The sequence below is a fragment of the Nonomuraea maritima genome (genome assembly GCF_900100395.1).
In the GTDB taxonomy this organism is placed as follows: domain Bacteria; phylum Actinomycetota; class Actinomycetes; order Streptosporangiales; family Streptosporangiaceae; genus Nonomuraea; species Nonomuraea maritima.
Genome location: NZ_FNFB01000011.1, coordinates 127,646 through 140,340, shown reverse-complemented (window position 1 = coordinate 140,340; position 12,695 = coordinate 127,646). Strand labels below are relative to the sequence as shown.

12 protein-coding genes are annotated in these 12,695 nt (G+C 72.9%); 7 read left to right on the top strand and 5 right to left on the bottom strand.

Translation table 11 applies throughout. The features are described from left to right. Positions 1-27: 27 nt before the first annotated feature. The 4 genes from BLR04_RS19660 to BLR04_RS19645 all read left to right on the top strand — a co-directional run bounded on the left by BLR04_RS19660 (position 28) and on the right by BLR04_RS19645 (position 2,876). On the top strand, positions 28-861 hold the full coding sequence (locus tag BLR04_RS19660; RefSeq protein ID WP_090767075.1) for a CPBP family intramembrane glutamic endopeptidase: 834 nt from the start codon (positions 28-30) through the stop codon (positions 859-861). 25 nt (positions 862-886) lie between these two features. Continuing rightward, positions 887-1,141 (top strand): NAD(P)-binding domain-containing protein, encoded by a 255-nt coding sequence (locus BLR04_RS40755; protein WP_176903182.1) that lies wholly within the window; start codon positions 887-889, stop codon positions 1,139-1,141. A 52-nt stretch (positions 1,142-1,193) separates the two neighbouring features. Beyond that, a complete protein-coding gene (locus tag BLR04_RS19650) occupies positions 1,194-2,135 on the top strand; it encodes an SDR family oxidoreductase (RefSeq protein ID WP_090767072.1) in 942 nt (313 codons plus the stop codon). A gap of 72 nt (positions 2,136-2,207) precedes the next feature. Further along, positions 2,208-2,876 carry an NADPH-dependent F420 reductase gene (locus BLR04_RS19645; RefSeq protein ID WP_218129071.1) on the top strand — a complete coding sequence of 223 codons (669 nt, stop codon included), beginning with the start codon at positions 2,208-2,210 and terminating at the stop codon, positions 2,874-2,876. 146 nt (positions 2,877-3,022) lie between these two features. Here BLR04_RS19645 and BLR04_RS42405 read toward each other — a convergent pair whose 3' ends face one another. The 3 genes from BLR04_RS42405 to BLR04_RS19630 all read right to left on the bottom strand — a co-directional run bounded on the left by BLR04_RS42405 (position 3,023) and on the right by BLR04_RS19630 (position 5,062). Next, the gene (locus BLR04_RS42405) at positions 3,023-3,541 is read right to left on the bottom strand and encodes an ATP-binding protein (protein ID WP_218129070.1); all 519 of its coding nucleotides are present in this window, start codon (positions 3,539-3,541) and stop codon (positions 3,023-3,025) included. Further along, positions 3,531-3,989, bottom strand: a complete 459-nt coding sequence (locus BLR04_RS19635; protein WP_090767069.1) for a rhodanese-like domain-containing protein — start codon at positions 3,987-3,989, stop codon at positions 3,531-3,533. Before BLR04_RS19635 ends, BLR04_RS42405 begins: the two co-directional genes overlap by 11 nt. 98 nt (positions 3,990-4,087) lie before the next feature. Continuing rightward, positions 4,088-5,062 (bottom strand): ArsR family transcriptional regulator, encoded by a 975-nt coding sequence (locus BLR04_RS19630; protein WP_090767066.1) that lies wholly within the window; start codon positions 5,060-5,062, stop codon positions 4,088-4,090. Between the two features lie 85 nt (positions 5,063-5,147). Here BLR04_RS19630 and BLR04_RS19625 point away from each other — a divergent pair, with 85 nt between their 5' ends. From BLR04_RS19625 to BLR04_RS19615, 3 genes are all read left to right on the top strand, one after another. Further along, the gene (locus BLR04_RS19625; RefSeq protein ID WP_245740349.1) at positions 5,148-6,314 is read left to right on the top strand and encodes an MFS transporter; all 1,167 of its coding nucleotides are present in this window, start codon (positions 5,148-5,150) and stop codon (positions 6,312-6,314) included. Between the two features lie 12 nt (positions 6,315-6,326). Further along, on the top strand, positions 6,327-7,226 hold the full coding sequence (locus tag BLR04_RS19620; RefSeq protein WP_090767060.1) for a LysR family transcriptional regulator: 900 nt from the start codon (positions 6,327-6,329) through the stop codon (positions 7,224-7,226). A 118-nt stretch (positions 7,227-7,344) separates the two neighbouring features. Further along, the gene (locus BLR04_RS19615) at positions 7,345-8,739 is read left to right on the top strand and encodes a dihydrolipoyl dehydrogenase family protein (protein WP_090767057.1); all 1,395 of its coding nucleotides are present in this window, start codon (positions 7,345-7,347) and stop codon (positions 8,737-8,739) included. A gap of 73 nt (positions 8,740-8,812) precedes the next feature. Here the strand turns inward: BLR04_RS19615 and BLR04_RS19610 are convergent, their stop codons facing one another. Both BLR04_RS19610 and BLR04_RS19605 read right to left on the bottom strand, forming a co-directional pair. Next, positions 8,813-9,958 carry an SWIM zinc finger family protein gene (locus tag BLR04_RS19610; RefSeq protein ID WP_090767052.1) on the bottom strand — a complete coding sequence of 382 codons (1,146 nt, stop codon included), beginning with the start codon at positions 9,956-9,958 and terminating at the stop codon, positions 8,813-8,815. Next, on the bottom strand, positions 9,955-12,678 hold the full coding sequence (locus BLR04_RS19605) for a DEAD/DEAH box helicase (protein ID WP_218129069.1): 2,724 nt from the start codon (positions 12,676-12,678) through the stop codon (positions 9,955-9,957). Before BLR04_RS19605 ends, BLR04_RS19610 begins: the two co-directional genes overlap by 4 nt. Between the last annotated feature and the right edge of the window lie 17 nt (positions 12,679-12,695).

The following is a 12,695-nucleotide window of genomic DNA, read 5'->3' as shown; positions in this document are numbered from 1 at the left end:
GCCGCGGATTCTCACGAAGGAGTCATTGTGCGTCTGATACGGCAGCTCTTGGCGGTTGTGGCGGTCTGGATCCTCGGCAGTCTGGGCACGGTGGCGGTGAAGGGCAACCCCTGGCTGGCGCTCGTCGCCGGCCTGCTGACGGCCGTCGTCGCGGTCCTGGTCTACGGCTGGGTGGTGCGGCGCACCGAGCACCGGGCACCCGTCGAGGTGTCGTTGAAGGGAGCAGGCGCGGGGATCAGCTGGGGCACGCTGCTCGGCATCGCGCTGTTCGGGGCAGTCATCGCGAACATCGCCTTCTCAGGCGACTACACGATCAACGGCCTGGGCACGCCGGCGAGCGCCGTCGGCCTGCTCGGCATCATGGCGGGTGCTGCCGTGACCGAGGAGCTGGTCTTCCGCGGTGTCCTGTTCCGGAACGTCGAGCACTGGACCGGAACCTGGATCGCGCTCGTGCTGACCGGCTCGCTGTTCGGCCTGATCCACCTGCTCAACGCGAACGCCACCCTGTGGGGCGCCATCGCTATCGCCATCGAGGCAGGCGGGATGCTGACCGCCGCGTACATCGCCACCCGCAAGCTGTGGGTGCCGATCGGTCTGCACTTCGGCTGGAACACTGCCGCGAGCGCCATCTTCAGCACCAAGGTGTCCGGCAGCAACACCCCGCAGGGCCTGCTGGACGCGACGATGTCGGGTCCCGCGCTGGTCACGGGCGGCGACTTCGGACCGGAGGGCAGTGTGTACGCCGTGGTGTTCGGCGTGGTGGCCACCGTCGTGTTCATGTGGCTGGCACACCGGCGTGGTCACGTGGTCCCCGTCCGTCGCTCGGCCCGGGCGGATGTGGCCGCTAGGCTCGCCAGGTGATCGAACGCCCGCCGGCGCGCACGTCGTGCAGGCGTTCACCACCGTTTTCTGTCACATGCTGGCGCAGGGCAACTCGCTGGACGGGCTCATCGCCGCCGACGACGCTGAGGCCAAGGCGACTGTGTCGGCATTCATCAAAAGCCTCGGGCTGCGGCCGATGGACACCGGCCCCCTGGAAATGGCGCGCCGGCCGGAAGGAACAGGCCTGGTGATGACAGGCCTGGGCCGCTACGGCGCGGGAAGCTTCAACTTCACCTTCGGCGTCAGCACTTCTGCCTGAGCGCGCCCGCACCACCACTTCTCGCGCCACATCATTCACAAGGAGCAGTAGCGTGCACGTTTTCGTCACTGGCGGGACCGGCCATTCCGGTTCGTACATCATCCCCGAGCTCATCGCCGCCGGGCACGAGGTCACCGGCCTGGCCCGGTCGGACACGGCCGCGGCGGCGCTGTCCGCGCTCGGCGCGAAGGTGCGCCGCGGCGACCTTCAGGATCTCGACGGGCTCAAGGAGGCGGCCGCGGATTCCGACGGCGCCATCCACGTCGCGCACCGGCAAGACCTGCTTTTCTCCGGCGGGATCCATGCCGTGGCCGCCGCCGAGCTCCCGATCATGCTCGCCTACGGCGAGGCACTGGCGGGAACCGGAAAGCCGCTGGTCGCGGCGGGGAGCATCGGCTCGCCCGGGCAGGGATTCCTGGGCCGGACGGCCACCGAGGAGGACCCGGCCCTTCCCGCCGGCGATGAGCACAAGGGCACCCTGCGGGCACGTAACGTCGTGGAAACCGCCGTAGTCGGGCTCGCCGAGCGGGGGGTGCGGTCTTCGGTCGTACGGATCGCCAACATCGCGCACAGCACGACCGATCGTGCCGGCTTCCTCGTGCAGCTGATCGCGCTCGCGAAGGAGAAGGGCTTCGTCGGCTACCCCGGAGACGGCGCGAACCTGTGGAACGCCGTGCACATCCGCGATGTCGCCTCCTTGTTCCGCTTGGCGCTGGAGAAGGGTCCGGCCGGCAAATATTGGCACGCGGTAGACGACGGGGGCATCCCGTTCCGCGAGATCGCCGAGTCCATCGGCAGCCGCCTGGGCCTGCCCGCCGTGAGCGTTCCCGTGGACGAACTGGTGCTGCCGGGATACTTCGGGTTCCTCGCGAACATCGTCACGCAGAGCTACCCGGCCTCCAACCTCATCACCCGCCGGACCCTCGGCTGGAAACCCGCTCAGCCCGGCCTGCTCGCCGATCTGGACAACGGCCATTACTTCTCCGCCGGCTGACAGCAGGGATCCGAATTGCAACGAGTCCGGCAAATGACAAGGATACGGCTCTTCTAGAGGGACGCTAAGAATATGACGACTGTGGGATTCATCGGAAGCGGATTCATCGGCAGTACCATCGCGCAGCTCGCCATCGCGGCCGGGCACCGAGTCGTGCTCAGCAACTCGCGCGGTCCCGAAACGCTCGCGGACACGGCCGCGGAACTGGGGCCGCGGGCGTCCGCGGCGACGAGCGGGGAGGCCGCGGCGGCCGGTGACATCGTCGTGGTCACGGTGCCGGTCATGGCGTTCCCCAACCTGCCCGCCGCGCCACTGGCCGGGAAGACGGTCATCGACACGTGCAACTACGGCCCCGAGCGTGACGGGCACATCCCCGAGCTCGACAGCGAGTCGATCACCTCGAGCGAGCTGCTGCTGCGGTACGTTCCGGACGCCATGGTCGTGAAAGCGTTCAACAACGTCTTTTTCAAGCACCTGCTGTCACTCGCCCGCCCAGCGGGGGCGGCCGACCGCTCGTACCTGCCGATCGCCGGGGACTCCGCGCCGGCGAAGGCGGCGGTGACCGAATTCATCGAATCCATCGGGTACGGCGTGGTGGACGCGGGACCGCTGGCCGACAGCTGGCGGCAGGCGACGGGCACGCCGGTGTGGGGGACCCCGTACGGGCCGTTCTCGAACGAGAAGGGCCGGCCGGTCGACGAGGACGCCATCCGCGCGGCACTGGCCACCGCAACGCGGTAACCGCAAGGTGGCGCGGGCCGCGGCATGGCCCGGCCGTGTCGTGGCCCCGTCCGGTAGGCGTCGGGCGCGGCCACGACGCAGTACTCGTTGCCGTCGGGATCCGCCAGGATGTGCCATGTCCAGCAGTACGCCGAGGTACCCGACACTCAGCGGGCGATGCTGCCGCCGCTGAGCCGCCTGCCCGTGCCACAAGGGCTGGGCGATGAGCCGATCGCGGACACGTGATCTACCAGCCCGTACCCTCTCGCAGCGACAGCTTTGGCGCAGCACCGCCCATACCCGCCAGGCCGCCGGAAACCTGGCCGCCAATGTGTTCGCCATATCGGCGCCCAATCGCAGGTGGTGAGGGTGTTGATGACGGCAGGGTCGACGTTCGGGTTGGCGTCGAAGTCGAAGGCACGCAAGGACTTCTCACGGGGAAACCCAGCGGCCTTGATGCGCCGTTCGGAACGGCGGCGGGCTCGGTCGTCGCACACGGCCATGAGCAGCTCGGCGAGGAAGTCACGGTAGGACATCTGCTCGCGGGCGGCGGCCTCAGCCAGGTCGGGGAACTGGGTGCGGACAGTGGGCAGCCGAAGCATGCGGCATGCCTGGAAGCCGCGCCGGCTCCCGGACCGCGAGATGGGGGCGGGTGTGATCTGCCGGGTCGTCGGCTCAGCAGTCACACGTCGCTCCCGTCGGGACCACCGTCAGGTCGTCTCCCTGGCGCCGCCGCAAGCCGTCCGGGGTGCGGACCGGGAAGCCCTCGCGCACCCAGTACTCGTAGCCGCCGATCATCTCCTTGACCTGGTAGCCGAGCTTGGCGAACTCCAGTGCCGCCTTGGTGGAGCCGTTGCAGCCTGGTCCCCAGCAGTAGGTGACCACCACGACTCCGGCGGGGATCTCCTGCGTGGCCCTTGCCGGGATCTGCCGGGTGGGCAGGTGGATCGCACCGGGCAGATGCCCCTGTTCCCAGGCGTCGAGGCCGCGGGTGTCCACCACCGCGAGCCCCGGTGCGCCGGCCTCCAGGTCGTTGTGGACGTCGCTGACATCGGTTTCGTACGCGAGCTTGGCGGCGAAGTGGGCGACGGCCTGCTCGGCCGACGCGGGCGAGGGGGAGAGCACGAATGACATGGAAGGATCCTCGCCCCGGCGCTGGTGACGCGACCAGTGGCGCGAGAGACGACAGGCGCTAACATTCCGCCACGCTGCGACCCACACGGGCGAGCCGTCTACTGCCCGGAATGCCCTGAATCCTGGTCGGCCACGAGCGCGTCACCCGTAGCGGTACGCCAGTACAGCACTGACCGGCCGGACCGCCGCCGGCGGACGAGGCGGGCGTCCAGCAGGACCTGCAGGTGCCGTCCCACCGAGCCGAGGCCCTGCCCGGTCAGGGCCACGAGCTGGGTGGTGGTCCTGGGGCTGTCGAGCAGGACGAGCACGTTCGCGCGGCCGGCCCCGAGCAGGCGAGCCAGCGCGGCCGGGGCCCGGCGTTCGGACAGGAGCTGCCCGGAGCAGGGGTAGATGAGCGCGTACCGGTCCGGCAGCCGCCAGGCCACCCACGCCCGGTCCGGGACGACGGGCACGAACAGCAGCTCGGCTCCGTCCAGCCGCCGCGGCGGATAGTTGTGGGCGTTGATCTGCAGCCTGCCGTCGCCCAGCCAGTGCATCCCGGGCCGTAGGTCGGTCAGCGCCGCGGCCCAGCCGCCCCGGCTGAGCCGCTCGGTCCTGGACACGATGTCGGCCTCGATGATCCGGCGGCGGCGCGGCCAGGTCGGCTGCACGGTCTCGCGCCACACCCACTCCACGAGCTCCGCGGCGCGTACGGGCAGGTCGGGGCGGTCGAGCGCGGCCGGTGGCGGCCCGCCCAGCGCGACGGCCAGGTCCGCCTGCGCGGCCGCGGGCGGGGTGTCGCGGATGACGGCGAGCTCGTCGTCGAACGTCGTCTCCGCGGCCGGGGGCGCGGGCGTGAGGAAGTCGGGGATCCAGTGGGTGGCCGACGCGGCCCGCACGAGCAGCCCGAGCACCGGGTCGTCGGCCAGCCGTCGCCGGTAGGCGGGCCGGTGCTCGTCGAGCCAGGCCCGCTCGCCGGGGTGGGCGGGCCGGCCGTCGGTCAGCAGGATCATTGCGGCGAGCGTCTCGGCGAGCGCGGAGACGGTGAACCGGCCGCGCGCCAGCGTGTCGGCGCTGACCTCCCAGTAGCCCATGTTCCGCCTCTCCGCGAAACTCTCGTGACGTTCCCGGGGTTCACCATAGAACCCCCGTATGCGTACATATGGTGATCTGTTTCGGGTGCCGGAGTTCTCGGTGCTGTTCGTCTCATCCGCCACGCAGACGGCGGCCTCCACCGTGAGCGGGCTGGCCCTCGGCACGCTCGTCTACGCCGAGACGGGCTCGCCGCTGCTGGCGGCGCTCAGCATGTTCGGTCCTTCGCTGGCGCAGGTGGTCGGGGCGACGGTGCTGCTGTCGGCCGCCGACCGGCTGCCGCCGCGCGCGGCCATGAGCGGCCTCGCGGCGGTGTTCGCGGCAGGTACGGCGGTGCTGGCGGTGCCCGGCCTGCCGGTGGGCGTGGCTCTCGCCCTGCTGTTCGGCCTGGGACTGGCGTCCTCGCTGGGTGGCGGCGTGCGCTACGGGCTGCTCACCGACATCTTGCCGCGCGAGGGGTACCTGCTCGGGCGTTCGGTGCTCAACATGTCGGTCGGGCTCCTGCAGATCGCCGGGTACGCGACCGGCGCGCTGCTGGTGAGCGTGCTGTCGCCACGCGGGACGCTGCTGGTCGCCGCCGTCCTCTACCTGCTCGGCGCGGTCGTCACGCGGTTCGGGCTGGCGCGCCGCCCGGCCCGGGCCGATGGCCGGCCGTCGGCCGCGGCGACCTGGCGCGGCAACCGGCTGCTGTGGTCGTCGGCGCCGCGCCGCTACGTCTACCTGGCGCTGTGGGTGCCCAACGGGCTGATCGTCGGGTGTGAGGCGCTGTTCGTCCCGTACGCGCCGGCGCACGCGGGCGCACTGTTCGCGCTGGCCGCGCTCGGCATGCTGGTCGGTGACCTGGTGGTCGGCCGGTTCGTGCCGGACCGGTGGCGCGAACGGCTCGCGGCCCCGCTGCGGCTGCTGCTGGCGGTGCCGTACCTGGTCTTCACGCTGGAGCCGGGGCTGCCGCTGGCCGCGGCGGCGATCGTGCTTGCCTCGGCCGGTTTCGCGGCCAGTCTGCTGCTGCAGGACCGCCTGGTCGCCCTCACCCCGCCTGAGCTGCGCGGGCACGCCCTCGGGCTGCACGCGTCGGGGATGATGACGATGCAGGGCGTCGGCGCGGCCGTGGCGGGGACCGTCGCCCAGCAGACCTCGCCCGCGACGGCGATGGCGGTGATGGCGGCGGCGTCGGCCGTGGTCACGATCGTCCTGGCTCCGGGGCTGCGGACGCCGGTCGGTGGCCTGCTCACAAGGTCTGATCCTGACATGTGATGACATGGCCGCATGGAGTTGCGAGAGCTGCGCGCGTTCGTCGCGGTGGCGGAGGAGGGCGGCATGTCGGCCGCGGCCCGCCGCCTGCACATCAGCCAGCCGGCCCTGTCGCAGACGGTCAACACCCTCGAACGCCGCCTCGGCGTCAAGCTGCTGGTGCGCCGCAGCACCGGTGTGAGCACCACCGAGGCCGGGGTTGCGCTGCTCGGCGAGGCCCGCGCGATGCTGGCCCGGCACGACCAGTTGCTGCGCACGATGGCCGCCTACACCGGCGAGACCGGCGGGGTGCTGCGCCTGGGCGTCCCGCTGGAGCTGCCCGCCGACCTGCTCGGCCCGCCCCTGGAACGCCTGGCGGTGGCCTGTCCTGAGACCCGCGTCCAGGCTCTGCACCTGTCGACGGCCGCGCAGCAGGCCGCGCTGCAGGCCGGCGAGCTGGACGTCGGCCTGCTGCGCGGACGCCCGCCTGGCCCCGAGTTCGACGCGATGCTCGTCGTCCGCGAGCCGCTCGGCGTGCTGCTGGCCGCCGACCACGCGGCCGAGCTGCGCGGACCGGACGGCATCTGCCTGGAGGCGCTGCGCGGCCTGACGTGGGTGTCGTTCCCGCGCCCGAGCAGCCCCGCGTGGTTCGACGAGCTGACCGCCATCCTGCGCAGCCACGGCCTCGACCTGGGGCCGCCCGCGCCCGAGGGGCAGGCGTTGATCGCGGAGGTGAAGCTGGCGGCCGTCAACGCCGGGCAGTCGTTCGCGCTGGCGCCGCCGAACTGGTCGCAGCCGCTGCCGGAGAACGTCTCCTGGTCGCCGCTCGTCGGCCATCCGCTGGTGCGCCGTACGTGGGCGGTGTGGCCGGCCGCCTCCCGCCGCCGCGACGTGGCCGTGTTCGTCGGCGGGTTCCCCGATCCGGACGCCGTCTGAGCAGCCCGCTTATGGCGTCCATAAGCAGGCGTGATGGGTAGGGAGGAAGGACGGGACACCGGACATTGCTGACATCCCGTACGACATTCCCGGCTGTACGCACAGACCTGGAGATCCCATGAGCACCATCCACGCCGACGTTCTCGTGGTCGGCTTCGGCAAGGGCGGCAAAACTGTGGCCGCCAAACTCGGTAAACAGGGCAAAAAGGTTGTCCTTGCGGAGCAGTCCGACCAGATGTACGGCGGCACCTGCCCGAACGTCGGCTGTGTGCCCACCAAGGCACTCGTCCACCACTCCCGCAAGCGCCGCCCGGAGGACTCGCCGCAGGAGTGGTACGCCCGGTCCGTACGGGAGATTCACGAGCTGACGTCGAAGTTCCGCGCGGGCAACCGCGAGGCCATGGAGAACGCCGAGACGATCACCCTGCTGACCGGCCGGGCCAGGTTCACCGGCCCGCACACCGTCGAGGTGGCGCAGGCCGGCGGCGACGTGACCGTCACCGCCGAGACCATCGTCGTCAACACCGGCTCGGAGCCGATCGTGCCCGACGTCCCTGGCCTGCGCGACAGCAAGCGCCTGGTCACCAGCACCGATCTCATCCACAGCCCCGACCTGCCGGAACGGCTGGTGATCATCGGAGCCGGTTACCTCGGCCTGGAGTTCGCCTCCATCTACGGCCGGTTCGGCTCCCGGGTGACCGTGCTGGAGGCCGCCCCTGACATCCTGGGACGGCTCGACGAGGACGTGGCCGAGGCCACGCTCGACGTACTGCGGGGCGAGGGCGTCGAGTTCGTCACCCGCGCCGAGGTCACCGAGGTCCGCGACGGCCTCTCGCAGACCGACGTGGTCTACGAGCGCGACGGCCGGCGCGAGAGCGTCGGTGCGGACGCCGTCCTGGCCGCGACCGGCCGCGCGCCGGTCACCCGCGGCCTGAACCTGGAGGCGGCGGGCGTCCGCACCGACGGGCGGGGCGCGATCGTGGTCGACGAGCGGCTGCGGACGAGCCAGCCGCACATCTTCGCGCTCGGCGACGTCAACGGCGGCCCGCAGTTCACCTACATCTCGCTCGACGACAGCCGGGTCGTGCTCGACCACCTGAACGGCTCCGGCCGGCGCGCCACCACCGACCGGATGGCGATCCCGATGACGTTGTTCATCACGCCGCCGCTGGCCACGGTCGGGTTCAACGAGCGCGAGGCCCGCGCGGCCGGGCACCGCGTCAAGGTCGCCAAGCAGGCGGTGGCCGACATCGTGGCGATGCCGCGCGCGCACGTGGTCGAGGAGACGCGCGGGCTGGTCAAGTTCGTCATCGACGCCGACACCGACGAGATCCTCGGCGCCGCGCTGCTCAGCATCGACGCCCAGGAGATCGTCAACACGGTGGCGCTGGCGATGCGGCACCACGTCACGGCCGCCGAGCTGCGCGACGCGGTGTACACCCATCCGAGCTCGACGGAGGCGTTCAACGACGTGCTGGCCACGATCGCGCACACCGACGAGCCCGCGGGCTGAGCCACGCTCACCGCCGGGCGGCGAACGCGCCGCCCGGCGGTGCGCGGCGCCGCCGGGTCGTCAGCCGCCGTCGTCAGGTGAGCAGGGCCGCCGGGTCGCGTTCCGGCGGCCCTGCCGGCCACCATTCCTGGCCGCGTCTGGTGAACGGGTACCAGCGGCCGTCGCGGCCGTAGCGCAGTTGCCTCTCGCCGAACGTCCAGCGGTTGCGCCAGGCGACGAGCGCGGGCGGGACGTCGTCCTCCCACGCCGCTTCCAGGTGCGCGCGGGCCCTGGCGAGGTCGCGGGCGGGCGGGTTCCAGGGGGTTTCGAGCGCGTCGAGGCCGTCGGCGCCGCCGTGCCGCCAGGCCTCGACGGCGCACGCCTCCGGCAGGACGCCCGCCCCGTGCTCGGCGGCCAGGCGGACGTGGTCCTGGTGCTCGGTCAGCTCCGGCAGCCGGCCGCGCAGCGCCAGCTCGCGCGCCCGGGCGGCGGCCGAGGAGGCCAGGACGGCGAGCGCGGCCACGTCCACGCCGTCGGCCGGCTCCAGCGCCGGCGCGGTGAAGGGCGCGTCGAACGTGGGCGGATCCGGCAGCGGCGGCACCTCCGCCGCGAACGCCCGCCCGGCGGGCACCGCACGCGCCGCATCGGGCCCATCGGCGGGGGCCGCGCCGGTCCACGGGCCGTGCCGGCGCAGCTCCTCGACGAGCCGCCGCTCGCCGCGCCCGCGCATCAGCAGCAGCACGAACGGATCGGCGTCCAGCAGCCAGGACGCCTGGTAGCACAGGGCGGCGGCATGCACGCACGGGTGCCCCCAGTCGGGGCAGGAGCATTCGGGCATGAGGTCGCCGACGGCCGGCAGCAGCGGCACGGCGGCGTCCTCGGCGGCCGCGACGAGGTCGTGCGGCATGTCACGGTCGAGCAGCGCGGCGATGTGGCCGGCCTGGGCGGCGACCTGGTCGAGGAAGCGCCGCCAGGCGTCGTCGCCGAGCTGTTCGACGGTGACGACGGTGTCGTACTCGTGCTCGGCGACGGCGGCGATGCGGCCGGGGCTGACGGTGATCGGGCCGAGCCGGCCGGTCTTGGCGTACGCGCGTCCCTTGCGCAGCAGGGTCTGGTCGAGCGAGGTGTCCTCCATGGCGGTGATCCAGGCGCGTCCCCACCAGGTGGTGGCGAAGCGGGCGCCGGCGCGTTGCGGGGGGAAGGCGGCGAAGCCGCGGGCGTCGTTCGTGCGGGGGGTCATCGGAGCTCCACGAGAGCGGCGAGTTCGGCGTCGGTGAGTTCGGTGAGCGCCGCCTCGCCGGAGGCGAGGACGGCGTCGGCGAGCGAGCGTTTGGCGGCGAGCATCTGGGCGACGCGGTCCTCGATCGTGCCTTCGGCGATCAGGCGGTGCACCTGGACGGGACGCGTCTGGCCGATGCGGTGCGCGCGGTCGGTGGCCTGGTCCTCGACGGCGGGGTTCCACCAGCGGTCGTAGTGGATGACGTGGTCGGCGCGGGTGAGGTTGAGCCCGGTGCCGGCCGCCTTGAGCGACAGCAGGAACACCGGGACGCGGCCGTCCTGGAAGGTCTGCACCATCTCCTCGCGGCGGGCCACCGGGGTGCCGCCGTGCAGGAGCTGGGCGTTCACACCGCGGCCGGTCAGGTGGCGTTCGATCAGCCGGGCCATGGCGACGTACTGGGTGAAGACCAGGACGGCGCCGTCCTCGGCGACGATGGTGTCGACGAGCTCGTCGAGCAGTTCGAGCTTGCCGGAGCGGCCGGCCAGGCGGGGGCTGGTCTCGTGCAGGTACTGGGCGGGGTGGTTGCAGATCTGCTTCAGGCCGGTCAGCAGCTTGACGACGAGGCCGCGCCTGGCCATGCCGGCGCTGCCCTCGATCTGGGTCATGATCTCGCGGACGGCGGCCTCGTACAGGCCGGCCTGCTCGGTGGTGAGCGCGACGGGCCGGTCGGTCTCGGTCTTGGCAGGCAGTTCGGGCGCGATGCCGGGGTCGCTCTTGCGGCGGCGCAGCAGGAACGGCCCCACCAGGCGGGCCAGCCGCTCGGCGGTGCCGCTGTCGCCGCCTTCGATGGGTTTGGCCCAGCGGGACCGGAAGCGGGTCAGCGGGCCGAGCAGTCCTGGCGTGGTCCAGTCGAGGATGGCCCACAGTTCCGACAGGTTGTTCTCCACGGGGGTGCCGGTCAGGGCGACGCGGGCGGCGGCGGGGATCTCGCGCAGCGCCTTGGCCGTGCCGGAGGCCGGGTTCTTGACGTGCTGGGCCTCGTCGGCGACGAGCAGCCCCCAGGGGTGGCCGGCCAGCAGCGTGGCGTCCAGCCGCATCGTGGCGTACGTGGTGAGCACGAACCCGTCGTCGGCCAGGGCGCGGCCGGCGCCGTGGTAGCGGCGTACGGGCACGCCGGGCGCGAAGCGGCGGATCTCGCGTTCCCAGTTGCCGAGCAGCGAGGCCGGGCACACCACGAGCGTGGGCCCGCTGCCGCCGCGGTGCAGGTGCAGCGCGATGAGCGTGATCGTCTTGCCGAGGCCCATGTCGTCGGCCAGGCAGGCGCCGAGCCCGAGGGAGGTCATGCGGGCCAGCCAGCGCAGCCCGGCGAGCTGGTAGTCGCGCAGGGTGGCGGCCAGGCCGGCCGGAGCGGGGACGTCCTGCGGTTCTGACAGGCGGCGGCGCAGCTCCTCCAGCCAGGCGGCCGGCTCGACGGGCACCTGTTCGCCGTCGGCCTCGACGGTCCCGGTCAGGGCGGCGGCCAGCGCCTGGATGCCGGTGAGGGGTTTGAGCTCGCGGTGGCGGGCCTTGCGGGCCAGCGCCGGGTCGATGAGCACCCACTGGTCGCGCAGGCGTACCACGGGGCGGTGGGCCTCGGCGAGCCGGTCCATCTCGGCGGCGCTCAGCGGTTGTCCGCCCAGGGCCAGGCGCCAGTTGAAGCTGGTCAGGTGCTGCCCGCCGAGGAAGGAGGGCAGGTCGGACGGTGCGGGGTCGCGGTCGCCGACGACGGCGCGGGCGCTGAGCCCGCGTACCAGGGAGCGGGGCCAGTGCACCTCGACGCCGGCGGCGGCCAGCCGGTCGGCGGCGCCGGACAGCAGGTCCTCGACGTCGCCGTCGGAGAGCGTGAGCTCGTCGGGGACGGCCCGCTCCAGCAGCGCCTCCAGCCGGGGCCAGACGCGCGCGGCGCGGCGGACGGCCACGGTGGCCTCGATGCGGGCGCCGGGCCAGAAGCCGGTGGCGCGCTCGTGCCACAGGTCGGCGGCGTCGGCCACGAGCGAGGGGTCGGCGAGGCTGTGCAGCTGCGCGACGGCGCGGAACTCCACAGCGGCCGGGTCGTCGTCCAGGAGCGGGGCCTCGATGCGCAGCGACAGCCGCACGCCGGAGTCGAGCCCCGCCGAGGTCTCCTCGGCCCAGCGGCGCAGGTGCGGCACCTTGACGGGCGCGGCGGCCGCGTACGCGCGGGTCCCGGTGGCGCGGACGGCGCCGGGGGAGCGCGGCATGGCGTCGGCCACGGCGTCGAGGAAGGCGCGCACGAGCGGCTCGGCCTCGGGCAGCAGCGGCTCGCCCGCCTCGTTCACGGGTACGGCGCGGGCGGCGGCGGGCATGGCGGCGGCCAGCTCGCGCACGCGCCGCAGGTCGCCGGCGTCGAGCGGCCCGGCCCGCCAGCTGTCGTGGCCGTCGGGGGACACGCCCGGCAGGATGCGCCCCCGGGTGAGCAGTTGCAGCGCCACGACGGCGACCGCGCCCCAGAAGCGGGAGGCGGGGTGGGCGCGGGTGTCGGCGCGGGCGCGGGCGAGCGCGGCGACCGCCTCGGCGACAGGCAGGTGCCGGGCCGGCACCTGCCTGGTGGCCGCCGTGCCGTCGGTGGTGGGTTCGGCGACCGTGACAAGAGCTTCTCCTTCGGGGTCCAGAAAGATGATCCGCCCGGCGCGGGGCGGGTCGGCGGGCTCGAAGATGGCTGCGTGCCTTACCAGGTCCGTCACGACCGTACAGTGTACGG

Bases quoted from the DNA above. Each gene is read 5' to 3' on its own strand.
- BLR04_RS19630 (WP_090767066.1), bottom strand. From the start codon at position 5,062: ATGGGCTACTGGGAGGTCAGCGCCGACACGCTGGCGCGCGGCCGGTTC.
- BLR04_RS19615 (WP_090767057.1), top strand. From the start codon at position 7,345: ATGAGCACCATCCACGCCGACGTTCTCGTGGTCGGCTTCGGCAAGGGC.
- BLR04_RS19635 (WP_090767069.1), bottom strand. From the start codon at position 3,989: ATGTCATTCGTGCTCTCCCCCTCGCCCGCGTCGGCCGAGCAGGCCGTC.
- BLR04_RS19610 (WP_090767052.1), bottom strand. From the start codon at position 9,958: ATGACCCCCCGCACGAACGACGCCCGCGGCTTCGCCGCCTTCCCCCCG.
- BLR04_RS19645 (WP_218129071.1), top strand. From the start codon at position 2,208: ATGACGACTGTGGGATTCATCGGAAGCGGATTCATCGGCAGTACCATC.
- BLR04_RS19620 (WP_090767060.1), top strand. From the start codon at position 6,327: ATGGAGTTGCGAGAGCTGCGCGCGTTCGTCGCGGTGGCGGAGGAGGGC.